Here is a 19,062-nt window from a genome sequence, read left to right as displayed (position 1 = left end):
CTTTAGCTAAAAACCATTTTAATTGCGATGATAACAAGTAACACCGCGAAAACTTTCTTTATTGTATTAACCGGTAAATAGTGGGTTGCTTTAGCACCAATAGGCGCTATAAACCACGAGGTAATTACAATCCCAAATAATGCAGGTAAATATACAAACCCTGCAAAGCCGTGTTCTAAATCGGTAACCTGCCATCCGGCACTGATATAACCAATAGAGCCAAAAAAGGCGATAACAATTCCGCATGCTGCAGCGCAGCCTATGGCCTTTTTAATATCAACCGAAAAATAATGCAGTAAAGGCACAATTAATGCGCCACCGCCTATACCTATTAACCCAGATAGTGCCCCCATAATGGCACATAAGCTGCCTAGAATAGGACCCGACGGTAAAGGTTTTTCTGACAAAGGTTTATTACGAGCTGATAACACCATTCTTAAAGCAATAAATACCACGCTTACAGCAAATACCGTGCGTAATATTTGCTCGGGTATTAAGCTTGCAGCAAAGCCACTAATTAGCGCGCCAACGGCCACGCCCGACATAACCCAAGGTGCAATAACCCAAGGCACGTTATCATTTTTATGATGAGCCAGCGCTGAAGATGTAGAGGTAAACAAAATAGAGGCAAGCGATGTTGCAATGGCAATAACTAATACATTTTCAGCAGCCGTTACATTAAAAGCGAGTAATAAGGCACTTAATACGGGCACAATAATTAAGCCGCCACCAATTCCGAGTAACCCGGCTAAAAATCCGACAACACAGCCTAGTAGCGCGCAACTTGCAACCAATAATCCTAGATCATACATAGTTATCCCATATACCTTTTATTATGCGCGTATCTTAATGGATTCTGATTACAGTTAACACGAGAATTTATTTGGGGGTATAAAATAAGTTACCCAGCTCATGCTCTATCATAAAGCTGCGAGTTAAACGCAATACTTGCTTAGCCGACGATTGCGCTAAGCACTCTTTAAGTAATGCTTCCATTTCGCTGACATGTAAGCGCCTAAGCACCCATTTAACTTTATTTAGTGATGACAAGTTCATACTTAAACGACGATACCCCATGGCAATAAGTAATATTGCGCCTTCAGGATCGCCGCCAAGCTCGCCGCATAAACTAAACGGTAGCTCGTACTGCTGGCACTCACGAGCCACTTTATTTAATACTCTGAGCACTGCAGGATGATACGGGTTAAACAGTTCTGCAACCCGGGCGTTTGATCTGTCTACAGCGAGCAGGTATTGCGTTAAATCGTTACTGCCTACAGAGCAAAAATCGACTTTTTTAGACCAGTCTGCCAGCATAAATACACTCGACGGTACTTCAAGCATAATACCTATATCGGGTCGTTCAATTGTTTGCTCTGGGTATTGCTCGTTAAGCTCAAAATACGCTTGCTCAAAAAGTGCTAATGATTCGTCTACTTCTTCTGTACCACTGATCATCGGCAGCATTATTTTTAAATTACCTAAGCCTATATTTGCTTTTAGCATGGCTTTGAGCTGATCTAAAAATAGCTCAGGGTGATCTAAACTAATACGAATACCGCGCCAACCTAAAAAGGGGTTTTCTTCGGTAATATTAAAATAATCGAGAACTTTATCGCCACCAATATCTAACGTTCGCATTACTACCGGGTTAGGGTAATAACTGTTAAGTACTTCTCGGTACCAGGTTTCTTGCTCAGATTGCGATGGAAACTGCCCTTTTTGCATAAACCAAGCTTCGGTGCGGTACAAGCCAACGCCATCACAAATATGGGCGCTATTTTGCTGCGTGTTTAACTCTAATCCCGCATTGAGTAGTAAACTTATGTGCTCACCATCAAGGGTAACCGCTGTAAAGTTTTGCTCGGCTAAAAAACGATTATTAAGTAAGTTGTCTTGGTGCTGTAATTCGGTGTATTCATCAATTAGCATTTGCGATGGGGAAATATATAACCGCCCCGAAAACGCATCCAAAATCATTGGCTTACTATTTAATTGCAGTAATGGAATATCTTCGATGCCCCAAATAGCAGGCACGCCCATAGCACGGGTTAGTATTGACGCATGACTATTTGCCGAGCCATTTATGCTCACCACACCCACTAAACGATCGTTAGGCACCTCAGCCAGCATGGCAGGAGTAAGTGTATGCGCTATAAGTATGGTATTGGGTGGATAATCTTTGATTGCGAATTCGGTATTAACAAGGTGGTGCAACACTCGCAGGCCAATGTCTTTAACATCAACCGCGCGCTCTTTTATGTATGGGTCTTGCATGGCATTAAACTGAGCGATTAAACGCTCAATTACTATTTTTAAGGCGCTTTTTGCACACCATCCTTGTTGCAACTCCATCTCAACGTTATGGCCTAAGCTTTTAGCATCGAGTAATTGCTGATAAACATCAAAAACAGCCAAAGCCTCATGCGGAATAGAGTCGCTTAGTGTCATTGATAGTGTATTAAATTCTTTTCGGGTTGCCGCCACTGCTTGGGTAAATAAGCGTCGTTGCTCATTTACATCACTTTCTTTTTCCAGCTCAATTGATTTAAAGTTAACTTTAGGAATAACTACAAATGCATGGCCAATACTAATACCCGGAGCACTCGACACCCCTTTTAATACCGAGGTTTGATGAGAGGACTCATCTTGACGCAATACTTCTTTTATTTCAGCATGCGCTAATTGTGAGGCAAGTTGCGCCGACAAAGTAATTAAAAATGATTCTTCATCTTGGCTAAATACGCGCGCCATTTTTTGTTGTACTACAATAACGCCCAGTACTTTTTTTTGATGCACCACAGGCACAGACAAAAATGCGTTATAGCCTTCTTCGTTAACTTCTGGGGAAAGCTTAAAGCGAGGATGAGATTTGGCAAAGGCAATATTAATTGCCTCCTCGCGCTGTGCCACCAGCCCTACTAGGCCTTCGGTAAAGCCAATTCTAAACTTACCCACCGCATCGGGGTTTAATCCTTCGGTGGCCATAAGTACAAAGTTATCTTGGCTGTAGTCAGCAAAATAAATAGAGCAGCACTGGGTTTGCATGGCTTCTTTAACCATTGTCACAAAGCACGCTAAAGCACTGTCTAAATTCGCTTGTTGCGAAACCGACTCTGCAATAGACCTAAGTGTTGCCAGCATGTCCTGCTCCTTTAATTTACTACCTTTTATTTCGCCAATGATCTTTTTGCTGTTCGCGTTTGTTAAAAGGCATAGCAAAAGGAGCAAACTCTTTCATTACACGCCGATAAACATCGCGTTTAAACGACACCACCTGCCTTACCGGATACCAATAACTTACCCAGCGCCAATCATCAAATTCAGGATGGTGGGTTTTAAGTAAATTTACATCCTCATCTTTACAGCGTAGTTTTAGTAAAAACCATTTTTGTTTTTGCCCAATACATACCGGACTTGAGTCTCGGCGTATTAATCGTTTGGGTAACTTATAGCGTAACCAATGTTTAGAACTTGCAACTATCTCTACATCTTCTGGTCGCAAGCCTACTTCTTCGTGTAATTCGCGGTACATGGTTTGCTCTGGCGTTTCACCATCGTCAACACCGCCTTGAGGAAATTGCCAAGAATGTTGACCATAACGTCTAGCCCAAAACACTTGTCCTTGGTTATTGCAAATTACAATTCCGACATTGGCACGAAAACCTTCGGCATCAATCACCTTAGTGCCTCATTTGTAAGTCGATTTTTAATGATTGTTCCACATTACCTGCTTTACGGCAAACAATATTGGAATATTTACTGTGGTTACTCACAGCTTGTGCATAACTTTTGTAAAACACGCTCATTTAGCAAACAAATCCACAATGTAAGATCGAAAAACTGGCTTTCTCCACAGATTCTGTGGATAAACATGTTTATATATGTGTACTCATTCAAACAACCTTAGTGTCACTTAATAAAAACTGAACAGTTTATTTTTAAATTACATTATAATTCATGGAGTTATATTTATTTAACTGTTTATTAATGTGTGCAAAATTGCACCAACCCCAAGGTGCACAAAAAACACCCAAAGGCAAAGATATCCACGGCTGAACTGATTTGCTATCATGGCGATGGTATTTATTCAACTTAAATAAACAGTATGCGACCTATAAAACCACATTCAATTAATGACTTAATGCAGCGTGTTAATAATATTGCCGGGCTTACCCTTGGCCAATTAGCCAATGAATATAACTTTAAAACGCCTGATGATTTACTCCGTGAAAAAGGCTGGACGGGGCAATTAATTGAATATGTATTAGGCGCAACTGCTGGCTCAAAACCACTGCCCGATTTTGAAGATTTAGGCATAGAACTAAAAACACTGCCAATTTCTTATAAAGGCAAGCCGCTAGAAACCACCTTTGTGTCGGTAACCCCACTCATTAACGTTACTGGCATGACCTGGCACGCAAGCAGCGTACGTAAAAAACTTAACCATGTACTTTGGTTGCCTATACTAAGTGAGCGCGACATAGCCCCGTTTGATAGAACCATAGGCAGCGGCTTTTTATGGCAACCTACGCCTGAGCAAGACGCCTTACTGCAACGCGATTGGGAAGAACAAATGGAGCTTATTGCCCTAGGGCGTATTGATGAAATATCGGGGCATTTAGGTGACGCAATTCAAATTCGCCCTAAAGCCGCGCACAGTAAAATAGTAACCGATGCTATTGGCCCTAATGGTAAAATTATTAAAACCCTGCCCCGTGGCTTTTATTTAAAAACCAGCTTTACTGGCGAAATTTTAAAACAGCAGTTTCAACTTTAATTTTCTAAAGCGATTAGCTAATGATCTGCGAATAAACTAAGTAACCACTATTTCACTACCGAGCTTAGTTATTTCGTTTGATTTTTAAATTTTAATTACAACTCTAAAAACGCTTAAACTCTGTGGTAAATAACTTTTCGCACTTCGTGCGCGCGCGAGCAAGCTCTGCGCCTACAACTATCTTTATCAGCTGCTTCAGCTGCCTTTCCCTATTTTTATTCAGGCAAAAAAAATCCCCACCAAAGTGAGGATTTATAAGCTTAACATCATATTCTAATTAAAGAATTACTGACCTTTAACTTCTTTTAAACCGTTGTACGGTGCTTTAGCGCCTAATTGCTCTTCAATACGAAGCAATTGGTTGTACTTAGCAACACGATCAGAGCGGCTTAATGAACCTGTTTTAATTTGACCTGCGGCTGTACCTACTGCTAAATCTGCAATGGTTGAATCTTCTGTTTCGCCTGAGCGATGAGAAATAACAACTGTGAAACCAGCATCTTTAGCCATTTTGATTGCAGCTAACGTCTCAGTTAAAGAACCAATTTGGTTAAACTTAATTAAGATTGAGTTAGCAATACCGTTGTCGATACCACGTTTTAAAATCTTAGTGTTGGTTACAAACAAATCGTCACCCACTAATTGGATTTTATCACCCATTAGTTTAGTTTGGTGTGCAAAGCCATCCCAGTCAGACTCATCAAGGCCATCTTCGATAGACACGATTGGGTACTGCTGAGTTAAGTCTTGTAAGAAGAAGTTAAATTCTTCAGAAGTGAACTTTTTGCCTTCACCTTTAAGATTGTAAATATTTGCTTCTTTGTCGTAAAACTCAGAGGCAGCACAATCAAGCGCTAATGTAATGTCTTTACCTAGCTCGTAGCCTGCATTTGCAACAGCTACTTTAATTGCCGCTAGTGCTGCTTCGTTAGATGCAAGGTTTGGTGCAAAACCACCTTCGTCACCTACCGCTGTTGAGTGACCGTCTGCTTTTAATACTTTAGCTAGGCTGTGAAATATTTCTGCGCCCATGCGAAGAGCTTCACGGAAGTTTTTAGCGCCAATTGGTTGGATCATAAACTCTTGAATATCTACAGAGTTATCTGCATGTTCGCCACCATTGATAATGTTCATCATTGGTAATGGCATAGAGTAAACACCCGGTGTACCGTTTAAATCAGCAATATGCTCATAAAGCTCAACTTTTTTAGATTGTGCAGCAGCTTTAGCCGTTGCTAGCGATACTGCTAAGATTGCGTTAGCACCTAATTTTTCTTTATTTTCGGTACCATCTAAATCTAGCATTACTTGATCAACAGTGCTTTGCTCAAGTGCATTTTGGCCTGCTAAAGCGGTTGCGATTTCATTATTAATAAAACCAACTGCTTTTAATACGCCTTTACCTAAATAACGAGATTTATCACCATCGCGTAATTCTAATGCTTCGCGAGTCCCTGTAGATGCGCCAGACGGCGCCGCAGCACGGCCCCATGAACCATCAGCTAAATGTACATCAGCTTCAACAGTTGGGTTACCACGCGAATCCATAATTTCGCGACCAATTACTTTTACGATTACTGACATCTTGATTCCTCTATATTCCCAAAATGGTGAATTACTGCCAACTTAATTTAAACTAATTTGGTTGGCATTTAAAACAAATAAGCCGTGCAATATGCACGGCCTATTAATATTACGAAGACGCTTTTTGGTGGATGTGAGCCGCAGCTACAAACCCTTCAAACAGCGGGTGACCATCGCGTGGTGTTGAAGTGAATTCCGGGTGGAATTGCGCTGCAATAAACCAAGGGTGATCTTTATTTTCAATAATTTCTACTAGTTTTTTATCTTCCGATAAACCAGTAAAGCTTAAACCAGCTTTTTCTAGTTGCTCTACAAAGTTATTATTAACTTCGTAACGATGACGATGACGTTCTACTATTTCATCGCTACCGTATACTGCATGCACTTTAGAACCCGGTGTTAAATGACATTTTTGTGCGCCTAAACGCATAGTGCCACCTAAGTCTGATTTTTCATCACGCTGCTCTACTTTACCTTCAGCATCTAGCCATTCGGTAATTAAGCCAACTACAGGGCTTGCAGATTGCGCGTTAAACTCAGTTGAGTTTGCATCAGTAAGACCCGCTACGTTACGAGCATATTCAATTAACGCCACTTGCATACCTAAACAAATACCTAAGTAAGGCACTTTGTTTTCACGCGCGTATTTAGCCGCTAATATTTTACCTTCAACGCCACGACTACCAAAACCACCAGGCACTAAAATAGCATCTAGATGAGCTAACGAATCAACGCCTTTGGTTTCTAAATCTTGTGAGTCGATGTACTGAATATTTACCGTTAAACGGTTTTTCAGACCGGCATGTTTTAATGCTTCGTTTACAGATTTATACGCATCTGGTAATTCAATGTATTTACCTACCATACCAATAGTTACTTCACCTGTAGGGTTAGACTCTTGATAAAGTACTTGTTCCCATTCAACAAGGTCAGCTTCAGGGACATCTAAATGAAAACGACGACATACAAAGTAATCTAAATCTTGCGACTTTAATAGCGCAGGAATTTTATAAATACTGTCTACATCTGGTAGTGATATAACCGCTTTTTCTTCTACGTTGGTAAACAATGCAATTTTTGCACGTTCGTTACTTGGTAGTTTGCGGTCTGAACGACAAATAAGAATATCAGGTTGAATACCAATTGAACGTAGTTCTTTAACCGAGTGCTGCGTTGGCTTAGTTTTCACTTCGCCTGCAGGGCCTAAAAATGGTACTAGCGTTAAGTGAATAAATAACGCGCGCTCACGGCCTATTTCTGTGCCCATTTGACGAATTGCTTCTAAAAATGGTTGTGACTCTATGTCACCCACTGTACCGCCAATTTCAACAAGTGCTATATCATAGCCTTCAGCGCCAGAATAAACACGTTGCTTAATATCGTTGGTAATATGTGGAATTACCTGAATTGTTGCTCCAAGGTACTCGCCACGTCGCTCACGATGTAATACATCTTTGTATACACGACCTTGTGTAAAATTATTGCGACTTGTCATTTTGGTGCGAATAAAGCGCTCATAGTGACCTAAATCTAGATCGGTCTCTGCGCCGTCTTCTGTAACGTATACTTCACCATGTTGAATTGGGCTCATTGTGCCTGGATCAACGTTGATGTAAGGATCCAGCTTTAAGATAGTAACATTTAAGCCACGGGCCTCTAAAATAGCTGCCAATGATGCTGCTGCAATACCTTTACCCAACGAAGAAACAACCCCGCCGGTAACGAAGATAAATTTTGTACTCATGCGAACCCTAGAATATCAGGAATTAAAAGGAATATAATACCCAAACAAGTGATTTTGGAATATAAACAGGACGGGGAGAAATTGTACCAAAGCATAGCCAATCAATCCAGCTAAAATTAGAAATTGTAAGCACAAAAAACAGCCATAATTTTACTACACACTATTTGACTTTTTTGATCTCATCCCATGCTGCATCCATCTCATCAAGCGTGGCCGACTCTAAACATTTACCTTGGGCATTTAAATAAGCTTGTACTTTTTCAAAGCGGGTTGAAAACTTGTCGCTGGCGCTGCGCAGTAATTGCTCTGGGTCGCGCTTTATATGGCGCGCAACGTTTACTGTAGCAAACAGTAAATCGCCCAGCTCTTCTGCGCTGTGATCTGAATACGGATTGTGAGCGAGTGCTTCTTTTACTTCGTCTACCTCTTCGCTCACTTTATCCAATGCACCATGGTAACTTGGCCAATCAAAACCAAGCGCTGCCACCCGCTGCTGAATTTTTTTAGCTTTACTTAAGCTTGGCATATTAACGGGAATATCTTGCCACAGCGAAGGCGTAGCATCTGCGCTTTTGGCGCTGCGCTCTTGTGCCTTAATTGCTTGCCACTGCGTAGCAAGCTCATCATCACTTAGCGCTGTTTGCTGGTCGAACACATGAGGATGACGGCGCGTAAGTTTAGCGTTTAATTGTGCCACTATATCGTTAAAATCAAATAACTTTTGCTCATTAGCAAGTTGAGCATAAAACACAATTTGAAAGAGTAAATCGCCAAGTTCATTTTTAAGCTCACCTAAATTGCCCGATTCAATGCAATCTGCCACTTCAAACGCTTCCTCAATAGTGTGTGGCACTATTGAGCTAAAGGTTTGCTTACGATCCCAGGGGCAACCAATCTCAGGATCTCTTAGCGTTTTCATTATATTTAGTAGTTGCGCAAGCGCTGCGTTATCTGTCATATTTATTGCCCTCGCTTTGCACTGTGTACACCTTCAATTTGGTGTAACTTAGAAAGCACTCTATTAGTACCCGACAGATCGTGTACCTCTATTTGCATGGTAAATATAGCAATTTGATTATCATCAACGGTATTTACATTCATATTTAGCACATTCACTTTTTCGTTGGCTAACACTACACTTATGTCGCGAATTAAACCTGAGCGGTCGCTGGCTTCTATTCTAATACTTAGCGCATAGGAGTTATGAATATCGTCTGACCAGCTTACTGAAATAACTCGCTCTGGGTGCTGAGTTTTTAAATTATTAAACGAGTCGCAATCATCACGATGTACACCAATACCGCGCCCTTGCGTTATATAGCCAATAATTTCATCCCCCGGAACCGGACGACAACATTTAGCAACATGACTCATTAAGCTGCCTACGCCGTCAACCACAATACCGTTATTATCGCCGGTTACTTTTGTTGGGGTTTTAAAGCGTATTACCGGCTCGTCTTCGGGGCGATCGGTAACAAAGTTAAGCATTTGATTAAGGCGAATATCGCCTGCGCCAATGGCGACCATTAAATCGTCGAGCTCTTTAAAGTTAAAACGCTTAATAGCGGGTGCTAAGTCTCTATAATTTAAATCGAGTTTTTGCAGTTCGTTATCGAGTATTTCTTTACCAGCACTAAGATTCTTGTCGCGATCGAGCTGTTTAAACCAATGGTGTATTTTGGCTCTAGCACGCGATGACTTTATATAGCCTAATGATGGGTTTAACCAGTCGCGGCTGGGGTTTGGCTGTTTTTGGGTAAGAATTTCTACCTGATCGCCGGTGCTTAACTGATGGGTAAATGGCACAATTTTGCCAAATACTTTAGCGCCAATACAACGATGCCCCACATTAGAGTGAATATAATAAGCAAAATCTAATGGTGTTGCTCCCAGTGGTAAGTCAAAAATATCGCCGCGCGGGGTAAATACGTATACGCGGTCTTCTACCACTTGGTTTTTAAGCTCTTGTGCTAGGTCGCTGCCATCAACCACTTCTTCTTGCCATTGTAATAATTTACGCAGCCAGCTAATTTTTTGCTCATAACCTGAGCCTCGCCCTGGCAATGCGCCTTCTTTATACATCCAATGCGCAGCAACACCTAGCTCGGCATCTTGGTGCATATCGCTGGTGCGAATTTGAATCTCAACCGTTTTGCCTTCGGGGCCAAATACCACGGTATGAATAGACTGATAGCCATTTTGCTTAGGCGTGGCCACGTAGTCGTCAAACTCTTTATGCAAATGACGCCAGTTAGTGTGCACTATGCCCAGCGCGCCGTAACAATCTTGCAGGCGCTGTACCACAATACGCATTGCGCGAATATCAAACAGTTGATCAAACTCGTAGTTTTTTTGCGCCATTTTTTTATAAATGCTGTAAATATGTTTTGGCCGCCCGTAAACCTCAGCTTCTATGCCCGCCTCACTTAAACGGCTTTTAACTTGCGCTACCATGTCTTCCATGTAGGCTTCACGCGCTAGGCGTTTGTCATCAAGCTGTTTGGCAATGTTTTTATAAATATTGGGGTGCAAATACCTAAACGATAAGTCTTCAAGCTCCCACTTTAATTGCCCTATACCTAAGCGGTTTGCCAGTGGAGCAAAAATGTCGGCGGTTTCTTTGGCGGCAATAACGCGGTCTTCTTCTGCGGCATTTTTTACATTGCGTAAATGACATACTTGCTCTGCTAACTTAATAACAACCGCGCGCACATCCTCTACCATAGCAAGTAACATACGGCGAATATTATCAACCTGTACCGTGCCTTTACCTTGATGCGCCAAAGTGCTAATAGTAGCCATTTGCGCGACCCCGCTTAACAATACCGCAATACTGCTACCTAGCTGCTCTTCAACGGTTTCAAGGGTGACTAAGTTATTTATAAAATACGGCGTTAAATAAGCAGTAGCTAATGAGTCTGCATCAAGATTAAGCTCGGCTAAAATTTCGACCATTTCAATGGCTGTGCTTTGTCGGGTGGTATTGTCGCACGCTAAACAAAGTGCCTGTGCTTTATTAAGCAACTCTACTTTTTCTGCCGACAGAGCAAGCAACTTTAAGCGACTAGCAAAGTCCCCGGTTTCATCCTGTTGATGTGATTGACGTGTAGCTACCATAATGCGCTTTACCTCCGTTGAAATAACGCCATAGTTTCAATATGCCCGGTGTGCGGAAACATATTCATTAGCCCAATTTTATGCAGTTCAAAGCCTGCTTGCGAAATAATAGCGCTGTCACGGGCTAAAGTAACAGGGTCGCATGAGACGTATAAAATAGTTTTAAACTGCTTTAAAGGAAGTTGTTCTAATACGGTTATTGCCCCAGTACGTGAGGGGTCTAGCACCAGTACATCTAAATTTTTATTAAACCACGAAGCCGTTTCAATTTTATTTGTTAAATCAAAGCAATTAAATTGAGCATTAGCGATTAAGTTAGTGTGCGCATTTTGCGTTGCCATTGCAACCGCTGAAGCAACCCCTTCTACACCAATTACTGTTTTTGCTTGTTTTGCCAGCACTAATGAAAAGTTACCAATACCACAAAATAAATCTAATACGTTTTCGTCGCCTTTTAGTGCCAGCCAATTTTGGGCTTGTTTAAGCATTGCTTGATTAACGCTAGCATTAACTTGGATAAAGTTATTTAAGCCAAACTCAAACTTTAACCCTAACTCTTCAAGTGCATAAAATGGCATGGCTAAATGTGAGTGTTCAATCACTTCACTTTCGCTTTGCCACACTAGCTGCCATTGTTGCTCAGCGGCGCTTTGCGATACCAGTGCTTTTATACTCTCTGGAATAGGTTTTGTGTGGCGAATAATAACAAAGTTTTGCTCATCGCCTTGGCACAATTGCAAGTGAGATACACAATGCAGTGCCTTGTGTTGATTAATTAAGTTATCAAATACAGTAAATACATTTGCAAATACTTCACTTAGTACTGGGCATTCATTAATACTAATAATACTTTTAGAGCCACTTGCTCTATAGCCTACACGCATTTTTTTTGCTGTTTTATCAAACATTACCGCTAAACGAGCACTTCGTCTGTAATGAGTGGCTTTACTTAATAAGGGGGCTTGCCAGTTTAATTCATCTAGCTTGGCAAATTTTTCAAATAATTTGCTCACCGCTATTTGCTTTTCGACTACCTGTTGGCCGCTATCTAAATGCTGCAACTGACACCCACCACATTGATTATAATGCTCACAAAACGGCGCTACGCGATATTCACTCGCCTGTAATACTTTATGTGTTTGCGCTTCGCTGTAACGCGCTTTGTCGGCAACAATGGTGGCTTTTACTTGCTCGTTTGGCAAAGCATTACTTACAAAGCACACTTTATTATTATGTTTCGCTATGCCGCGGCCATGGTGATCCATGGCGGTGATATCGAGCACTAAAGACTGTTGTTTTAGCGGTTTTTTTGTTGCTTTAAATATTTGCGCCATTAGGCATTACCTTAAACATTTGATGAATCGACTCCAATTGCAGAATACCTCATTATCCGTATATACTCTGAGCATGCTGATAACAATAATAACGCTCCCAATATGACTAAATTAGGCTTACGCGATTCTGTTTTAACACTCACTCTGATCCCCACGGTGATCATTGGATTGTTACTCGGTGGTTATTTTACAATAAATCGTTACATTGAGCTTGATGAAATTTTATATCAACAAGGGACTACTATTTCAGAGCCCCTTGCTATTGCGCTTGAGCAACCATTACTTGAAAAAAACAAACAGCTACTAAATCGTGTTATTAGCTATACCCACAATAAGCACTCCCCGGTAGTAAAAGCGATTGCATTATTTGACGACAATAATAAGCTCATAATAACCAGTAACTATCATCGCTTGTTTGATGACTTGCTCAACAACGAGCAACTAAATAACCTTAATGCCACTCAAGTTCATAAAACAGATGATTTAATTACCTTTTTTACACCCATTATTAATCACACAAGTCCTGATACAAAATGGGATAAATCGATATTTCAAACCTCACTAGGAACTGTGGTATTACAGTTAAATAAAGATCAAGCAGTTATTGGCCAGCAAAGAGCCTTACTGGTCAGTGGTATTGTTATTATACTAGCCCTAGTACTGGCCGCTATTTTAGCACTTAAACTTAGCCATATGTTTATGAGTCCTCTTAATAAATTAGTATTGGCAACCGATAGGCTCGTGGAAGGTAAAAGAGAAACTGGTTTAAACGAATCTATGGTTGGTGAGTTTGAGTTGCTCCGCGAAGGGTTAAATACTATTTCTTACTCTATGGTGATGCAAAAAGATGAAATGCAAAAAAACATTGATCAAGCCACCAGTGATTACCGCGAAACTCTAGAGCAGTACGAAACGCAAAATATTCAGCTCACTATGGCAAAAAAAGAAGCCCAAGATGCCAACCGGGTTAAATCTGACTTTTTGGCAAAAATGAGTCATGAGCTACGCACCCCTTTAAATGGCGTGATTGGTTTTACGCGTCAGCTGCATAAAACGCCATTAAATAAAAACCAAAAAGATTACTTAGATACCATTGAACTGTCGGCTAATAGTTTAATGACCATTATTAGCGATATATTAGATTTTTCAAAATTAGAAGCGGGCGCTATGGAACTTGAGTCTATTCAGTTTCAGTTGCGCGATACCGTTAACGAAGTAATGACGCTGTTAGCCCCAAGCGCCCATGACAAGCAACTTGAGCTGTCTATTTATATTAGCCCGCAAGTGCCCGATCACCTAACCGGCGACCCTACGCGATTAAAACAAGTTTTAATTAATTTATTAAGTAACGCCATTAAGTTTACCGAAAAAGGCGCTATAAAAGTCGATATTAGCCATAGACTACTCGATGAAGAGCGCACCTCGGTTTTAGTTTCAGTGGCCGATACCGGCGTAGGTATTCCTGTTGATAAACAAGATGCATTATTTACCGCCTTTGGCCAGGCTGATTCTAGTATTACCCGTAAATTTGGTGGCACTGGCTTGGGACTTATTATTACCAAGCATATTGTAGAGGCCATGAGTGGTAAAATTACACTTAACTCAGCCCCTGGTAATGGCACCTGCTTTACCTTTAATGGCGTATTTAGATTACCTAATCATGTGTTTGCCAGTGACTTGCCAACTAAATCTTTGCTCGGTAAGCATGTTTTATATTTAGAGCCACACGAGCACACCCATCATGCTGTTTTATCTTTGCTTAACGAATGGCAAATAAGTGTGACCGGCTGCTTTAGCGACGCGGAATTTTTAGCTGCAATCGCCAATAAAGAACAGCAATATGATATTTGTATCATTGGTGATATGGCCTCGGTTAACGATATGCAACGCCTAAAAAGCCATGTAAAAGCGGTGCGTGAATCAACCGACTATTTATATTTAATGCTTAACACTGTATCGCATAGTATGCGTGAAGCCTTTATTGGCAGCGGCGCTGATGCCTGCTTAAGTAAACCACTTAACCATCGTAAATTGTGTGAACTACTTGCCGCGCCGTATCGATTAGATCACCCCGTGCACAATATTGAACAAAATGAGCAAACACTCTTACCGTTAAAAGTATTAGTAGTTGACGATAATGACGCTAACTTAAAATTAATTTATACCTTACTTAATGAGCAGGTTGAGCTAATAGACACAGCACACAATGGCTCGCAAGCTTACAGTTTGAGTAAAAGCCACAAGTACGACGTAATATTTATGGACATACAAATGCCAATTATGGATGGTATTACTGCCTGTAAGCTAATTAAAGAATCGTCGCTAAACGAAGATACGCCCATCATTGCCGTAACCGCACATGCGCTTCACAGCGAAAAAGAGCAGCTATTAAAAGACGGTTTTGAAGGCTATTTAACTAAACCGATTGATGAGGATATGCTTAATCAAATTATTTGCGATCATAGCCCACAACTACCGGTTAGCCGCGATAAACTAAAAAATATGCCACAAAGCCCGCCCCCCTTTAAGAGTGTGCGCCTTGATTGGGGCATAGCACTGCAACATGCAGGCGGTAAAAGTGAACTGGCATTAGAAATGCTCAATATGTTACTTCTCAGCGTGCCCGAAACACTTAGCTTATTAGCGCAAGCTATTGCCGATGAAGACTGCAAACAAGTACTGAGCATTATTCATAAGTTACATGGGGCGTGTTGCTACACTGGCGTTCCTAAATTAAAGTCGCTGGCCGAAACAATCGAAACCGCGTTAAAAAGTAACTGCGTATTAGCCACTATTGAACCTGAGTTATTTGAACTACAAGACGAGCTAGAAAACTTACTACTTGATGCTAAAAATTAAAGGCTCAAAACTATAAAACGATAGCTATTGCGCCATCAGTACAATAAATAGGAAGAGACTTTATGAGCAATAACAAAGTAATTGGTAGTATTGAGTGGCGCGATCTTACTGTGGCTGATGCACAGCAAATTAGCGACTTTTATACACACGTTGTTGGTTGGCAAAAAGAGCCTGTAGATATGGGCAGTTACAATGATTTTAATATGAATAACGCACAAGGGACAATAGCAGGCATTTGCCATGCAAAGGGCGATAACGCCGATTTACCAGCGCAGTGGTTAATGTATGTTCGCGTAGAAAACGCTCAACTTAGCGCACAAAAAACGCTGGAGTTAGGAGGTGAAATTATTAAGGGGCCAACTGAATATGGTGGCGAAAGCTATTTTATAATTCGCGATCCAAGTGGCGCTATTTTAGCAGTGTATTCTTAACTTTTACTGGCTTTAATGATACTCACCCAAGCTAATTGGTAACTTACATAACAGCGGGACTCAAAACCCGAAGCTTCATGCACCTAATAGTACTAAGTGGCAAGGAAGCTTCAAGTAGCTTATTTAAACAGTGAGAGCGATGCCTTAGGCACGCGCTTCAAGCATTAAGCGTTTCATATCGCGTACGGCTTTATCTAGCCCATCAATAGCGGCACGCGCAATAATAGCGTGACCAATATTAAGCTCATAAATCTCTTCCATTGCGGCAATTGGTTTTACATTATGGTAATGCAAACCATGGCCCGCATTGACAATTAAGCCAATACTGGCTGCATATTTAACACCTTGGCGAATATGTTCAAGCTCTTTGCTTATTGCCTCATCGGTTGTGGCATCAGCGTAAGCACCGGTATGAATTTCAACATACGGAGCGCCCGTTGCTTTAGCTGCATCTAGCTGCGCTTTATCGGCATCTATAAATAACGAGACTTTAATACCCGCGTCGCTCAAGGTTTTTGTTGCTGCGGTAATTTTTTCAAGATTACCCGCCACATCTAGCCCGCCTTCAGTGGTTAGCTCTTCGCGCTTTTCTGGCACTAAGCATACGTATTCAGGTTTTACCTCAAGTGCAATATTGATCATTTCATCGGTTACGGCTGTTTCAAGGTTCATTCGTGTTTGAATGGTTTTAGCCATTACATACACGTCACGGTCTTGAATATGACGGCGATCTTCACGTAAATGAATAGTGATGCCGTCGGCTCCTGCATGCTCAGCTACACTTGCTGCATGTGCTGGATCAGGGTAGCTAGTGCCACGTGCTTGGCGAAGTGTTGCAATATGATCAACGTTTACACCCAAAAGAATATCTTTCATTATTTTACCTGTAAAATTACGTTTATTGAGAGGCCGCAAATAACTCACGACTTTTTAATGGTTTATTACCAAGCAATGGCTTTAATAAGTAGCGGCTTAATTGTTTTGCCATATATAGCACATCTGCTTGGCTAAAGTCATGATTTGCTATGGCATTAAGTTGTATACCGCTAAATCCAGAACGCGGATCGTCTTGTACTAAAAAGCCAACTTCTGCAAAATAGCTATACGTTCGCTTTTCATCTATGGGTTCACCGCTGGCGTCAAAACTAAAGTCGACGCCATAACCTAGTAGTTCTAATAGTTGAAATTCGTAAGAACGTAGCACGGCTTGTAAATTAGCGCCGCTATTAAGGTTTTTTAAGTGCGTATTATAAAGCTGAAAAACCTGATCAATCGGTTCATTAATTGGCACAATTCGATTAGTTAATTCATTTAAATAAAAGCCACAATAAAGCTCATCACCTTTTAAAAAAAGTGGCGTTCCGTGCAGTTCAAATTTGTTGATGTATTTTAAATCGTACTTGCCGTTGTAATGTACCAACAAGGCTTGGAAAGGTTGTAATTGCGCTTTATGTTTAGTGGCCTGGCGGCCACTAATACGGGCTAGCATTCTAAGTTGGCCAACGCCTTCTACTAGCATATCAAGCATTACTTGGGAGTCACTATAAGGACGCCGATGTAATAAATACGCTCTGTAGAAGTCGCTATCCATAATTTAAGCTGCTAGCAGATTATTAGTCTTCACCATAACCTAGGCTTCTTAGTGCGCGCTCGTCGTCAGCCCAACCCGATTTAACTTTAACCCAAAGCTCTAAAAACACTTTGTTATCAAGCATTTCTTCAAGATCTTTTCGTGCTTCGCGACCAATGGTTTTTAGCTTTTCGCCTTTATTACCAATTACCATGCGCTTTTGAGTTTCGCGCTCAACCAGTATTAAACCATTGATATGCCAAATACCGTTTTCTTGCCATTTAAACTGCTCTATTTCAACAGTAACAGAATACGGAAGCTCTTCGCCCATAAAGCGCATTAACTTTTCACGAATGGTTTCTGCTGCCATAAAGCGCATTGAACGGTCAGTTACGTAGTCTTCTGGAAAGTAAAATTCACTTGGCTGAAGGCGTTTAGTTACTTCTGCTTTGATCAAGTCAATATTTTTACCTTGCTCAGCCGATACTGGCATAATACCAATAAAGTCAAACTTGTCGCCTAACCACTTCATATGAGGCAGCACTAGGTCGCGATCTTTTACTAAGTCTATTTTATTGATCACCAATAATACCGGCTTACCACTTTGCGATACTTTGTTAAGTACCATGTCGTCATCGGCATTCCAGTGAGTGCCTTCAACCACAAATATAATAAGCTCTACATCACCAATTGAACTTGATGCTGCACGGTTCATTAAGCGGTTAATAGCACGTTTTTCTTCAACGTGTAGGCCTGGTGTATCAACGTAAACAGCTTGATGCTTACCTTCGGTATGAATACCCATAATACGGTGGCGTGTGGTTTGTGGCTTACGTGAGGTAATACTAACCTTTTGCTCAATAATTTTATTAAGTAAAGTAGATTTACCTACGTTAGGGCGCCCTACTATTGCGACCATGCCGCAAAACGTATCTATATCGCCATCGTGTGGTTGTATTAAGGTATCAAGGTTCATTTTTAAGTATCTTCAATGCTTTTTCAGCAGCTTTTTGTTCGGCTTTACGACGCGAGCTACCAACAGAAATAATGCTATCCATGCCATCAACAATACATTCAACCGTGAATGTTTGATTGTGTGCCTGGCCTTTTGTATCAACAACTGTATAGCCCGGTAACGATAGTTTACGAGCTTGCAAATGCTCTTGCAGCAGGGTCTTAGGATCTTTTTGATTAAGCCCTGGTGAAATAGCATTTAAACGCTCTTCATACCAAGATAAAATTAATTCGCCACAGCGTTCAATATCCGAATCTAAAAACACAGCGCCAATAATCGCCTCTACGGCATCGGCAAGTGTTGACTCACGACGAAAGCCGCCGCTTTTTAGCTCGCCTGGACCTAAGCGTAAATAATCTCCTAAGCCAAACTCTAAGCCAAACTCAGCCAATGTTTGACCACGCACTAAGGTAGAGCGCATACGGCTTAAGTCGCCTTCACGCGCTTTAGGAAATTTAGCATACAGCGCATTTGCAATCACAAAGCTTAAAATTGAATCACCTAAAAATTCTAGACGCTCGTTATGCTGACCTTTATGACTACGATGCGTCATTGCTTGCTCAAGCAAGCCTTGATCTGCAAATATGTAGTCTATTGTTTTGTATAGTTCTGTTACATTTTTTTTCAT

Annotated in this window: 15 protein-coding genes; 3 read left to right on the top strand and 12 right to left on the bottom strand. The window is 41.1% G+C overall.

What is annotated here, in order from left to right:
- Window positions 1–2 precede the first annotated feature (2 nt).
- From PTRA_RS03775 to rppH, 3 genes are all read right to left on the bottom strand, one after another.
- Complete coding sequence (locus tag PTRA_RS03775; protein WP_058372751.1) at window positions 3–812, bottom strand: sulfite exporter TauE/SafE family protein; 810 nt, start codon at window positions 810–812, stop codon at window positions 3–5.
- A 67-nt stretch (window positions 813–879) separates the two neighbouring features.
- On the bottom strand, window positions 880–3,144 hold the full coding sequence (gene ptsP / locus PTRA_RS03770) for a phosphoenolpyruvate--protein phosphotransferase (protein ID WP_058372750.1): 2,265 nt from the start codon (window positions 3,142–3,144) through the stop codon (window positions 880–882).
- Window positions 3,145–3,163: 19 nt separating this feature from the next.
- Complete coding sequence (rppH, locus tag PTRA_RS03765) at window positions 3,164–3,682, bottom strand: RNA pyrophosphohydrolase (protein ID WP_008111786.1); 519 nt, start codon at window positions 3,680–3,682, stop codon at window positions 3,164–3,166.
- A gap of 426 nt (window positions 3,683–4,108) precedes the next feature.
- On the opposite strand from rppH, the gene mutH reads away from it, so the two are divergent.
- Window positions 4,109–4,780, top strand: coding sequence for a DNA mismatch repair endonuclease MutH (gene mutH, locus PTRA_RS03760; RefSeq protein ID WP_011327439.1), 672 nt, complete (start codon window positions 4,109–4,111; stop codon window positions 4,778–4,780).
- Between the two features lie 285 nt (window positions 4,781–5,065).
- On the opposite strand, the gene eno is transcribed toward mutH, so the two are convergent.
- The 5 genes from eno to rlmD form a co-directional block, all read right to left on the bottom strand.
- Complete coding sequence (eno, locus tag PTRA_RS03755) at window positions 5,066–6,364, bottom strand: phosphopyruvate hydratase (protein WP_058372749.1); 1,299 nt, start codon at window positions 6,362–6,364, stop codon at window positions 5,066–5,068.
- 109 nt (window positions 6,365–6,473) lie between these two features.
- Window positions 6,474–8,108, bottom strand: coding sequence for a CTP synthase (locus tag PTRA_RS03750; RefSeq protein ID WP_058372748.1), 1,635 nt, complete (start codon window positions 8,106–8,108; stop codon window positions 6,474–6,476).
- 160 nt (window positions 8,109–8,268) lie between these two features.
- The gene (gene mazG / locus PTRA_RS03745) at window positions 8,269–9,066 is read right to left on the bottom strand and encodes a nucleoside triphosphate pyrophosphohydrolase (protein ID WP_058372747.1); all 798 of its coding nucleotides are present in this window, start codon (window positions 9,064–9,066) and stop codon (window positions 8,269–8,271) included.
- A gap of 2 nt (window positions 9,067–9,068) precedes the next feature.
- Entirely contained in the window at window positions 9,069–11,225 is a 2,157-nt protein-coding gene (relA, locus tag PTRA_RS03740; protein WP_058372746.1) for a GTP diphosphokinase, read from the bottom strand.
- Window positions 11,226–11,233: 8 nt separating this feature from the next.
- Window positions 11,234–12,559 carry a 23S rRNA (uracil(1939)-C(5))-methyltransferase RlmD gene (rlmD, locus tag PTRA_RS03735; protein WP_058372745.1) on the bottom strand — a complete coding sequence of 442 codons (1,326 nt, stop codon included), beginning with the start codon at window positions 12,557–12,559 and terminating at the stop codon, window positions 11,234–11,236.
- A 102-nt stretch (window positions 12,560–12,661) separates the two neighbouring features.
- Here rlmD and barA point away from each other — a divergent pair, with 102 nt between their 5' ends.
- The gene (barA, locus tag PTRA_RS03730) at window positions 12,662–15,418 is read left to right on the top strand and encodes a two-component sensor histidine kinase BarA (RefSeq protein ID WP_058372744.1); all 2,757 of its coding nucleotides are present in this window, start codon (window positions 12,662–12,664) and stop codon (window positions 15,416–15,418) included.
- Window positions 15,419–15,480: 62 nt separating this feature from the next.
- Window positions 15,481–15,849 carry a VOC family protein gene (locus tag PTRA_RS03725; RefSeq protein ID WP_058372743.1) on the top strand — a complete coding sequence of 123 codons (369 nt, stop codon included), beginning with the start codon at window positions 15,481–15,483 and terminating at the stop codon, window positions 15,847–15,849.
- Between the two features lie 144 nt (window positions 15,850–15,993).
- On the opposite strand, the gene pdxJ is transcribed toward PTRA_RS03725, so the two are convergent.
- The 4 genes from pdxJ to rnc are packed head-to-tail and all read right to left on the bottom strand — an operon-like array spanning window position 15,994 to window position 19,062.
- Window positions 15,994–16,725, bottom strand: coding sequence for a pyridoxine 5'-phosphate synthase (pdxJ, locus tag PTRA_RS03720; protein WP_011327431.1), 732 nt, complete (start codon window positions 16,723–16,725; stop codon window positions 15,994–15,996).
- Between the two features lie 22 nt (window positions 16,726–16,747).
- The gene (gene recO / locus PTRA_RS03715) at window positions 16,748–17,440 is read right to left on the bottom strand and encodes a DNA repair protein RecO (protein ID WP_058372742.1); all 693 of its coding nucleotides are present in this window, start codon (window positions 17,438–17,440) and stop codon (window positions 16,748–16,750) included.
- Between the two features lie 22 nt (window positions 17,441–17,462).
- Window positions 17,463–18,395 carry a GTPase Era gene (era, locus tag PTRA_RS03710; RefSeq protein WP_058372741.1) on the bottom strand — a complete coding sequence of 311 codons (933 nt, stop codon included), beginning with the start codon at window positions 18,393–18,395 and terminating at the stop codon, window positions 17,463–17,465.
- Entirely contained in the window at window positions 18,385–19,062 is a 678-nt protein-coding gene (gene rnc / locus PTRA_RS03705) for a ribonuclease III (RefSeq protein ID WP_041454353.1), read from the bottom strand. The genes era and rnc overlap by 11 nt, the downstream gene beginning before the upstream one ends.

The sequence above is a fragment of the Pseudoalteromonas translucida KMM 520 genome (assembly GCF_001465295.1).
Lineage (GTDB): Bacteria > Pseudomonadota > Gammaproteobacteria > Enterobacterales > Alteromonadaceae > Pseudoalteromonas > Pseudoalteromonas translucida.
This window is presented reverse-complemented; position numbering and strand designations above follow the sequence as displayed.

What these genes read in the sequence shown, in the direction of transcription:
- PTRA_RS03775 (WP_058372751.1), bottom strand. Translation starts at nt 812, where the DNA reads ATGTATGATCTAGGATTATTGGTTGCAAGTTGCGCGCTACTAGGCTGT.
- ptsP (WP_058372750.1), bottom strand. Translation starts at nt 3,144, where the DNA reads ATGCTGGCAACACTTAGGTCTATTGCAGAGTCGGTTTCGCAACAAGCG.
- mutH (WP_011327439.1), top strand. Translation starts at nt 4,109, where the DNA reads ATGCGACCTATAAAACCACATTCAATTAATGACTTAATGCAGCGTGTT.
- eno (WP_058372749.1), bottom strand. Translation starts at nt 6,364, where the DNA reads ATGTCAGTAATCGTAAAAGTAATTGGTCGCGAAATTATGGATTCGCGT.
- PTRA_RS03750 (WP_058372748.1), bottom strand. Translation starts at nt 8,108, where the DNA reads ATGAGTACAAAATTTATCTTCGTTACCGGCGGGGTTGTTTCTTCGTTG.
- mazG (WP_058372747.1), bottom strand. Translation starts at nt 9,066, where the DNA reads ATGACAGATAACGCAGCGCTTGCGCAACTACTAAATATAATGAAAACG.
- relA (WP_058372746.1), bottom strand. Translation starts at nt 11,225, where the DNA reads ATGGTAGCTACACGTCAATCACATCAACAGGATGAAACCGGGGACTTT.
- rlmD (WP_058372745.1), bottom strand. Translation starts at nt 12,559, where the DNA reads ATGGCGCAAATATTTAAAGCAACAAAAAAACCGCTAAAACAACAGTCT.
- barA (WP_058372744.1), top strand. Translation starts at nt 12,662, where the DNA reads ATGACTAAATTAGGCTTACGCGATTCTGTTTTAACACTCACTCTGATC.
- PTRA_RS03725 (WP_058372743.1), top strand. Translation starts at nt 15,481, where the DNA reads ATGAGCAATAACAAAGTAATTGGTAGTATTGAGTGGCGCGATCTTACT.
- pdxJ (WP_011327431.1), bottom strand. Translation starts at nt 16,725, where the DNA reads ATGAAAGATATTCTTTTGGGTGTAAACGTTGATCATATTGCAACACTT.
- recO (WP_058372742.1), bottom strand. Translation starts at nt 17,440, where the DNA reads ATGGATAGCGACTTCTACAGAGCGTATTTATTACATCGGCGTCCTTAT.
- era (WP_058372741.1), bottom strand. Translation starts at nt 18,395, where the DNA reads ATGAACCTTGATACCTTAATACAACCACACGATGGCGATATAGATACG.
- rnc (WP_041454353.1), bottom strand. Translation starts at nt 19,062, where the DNA reads ATGAAAAAAAATGTAACAGAACTATACAAAACAATAGACTACATATTT.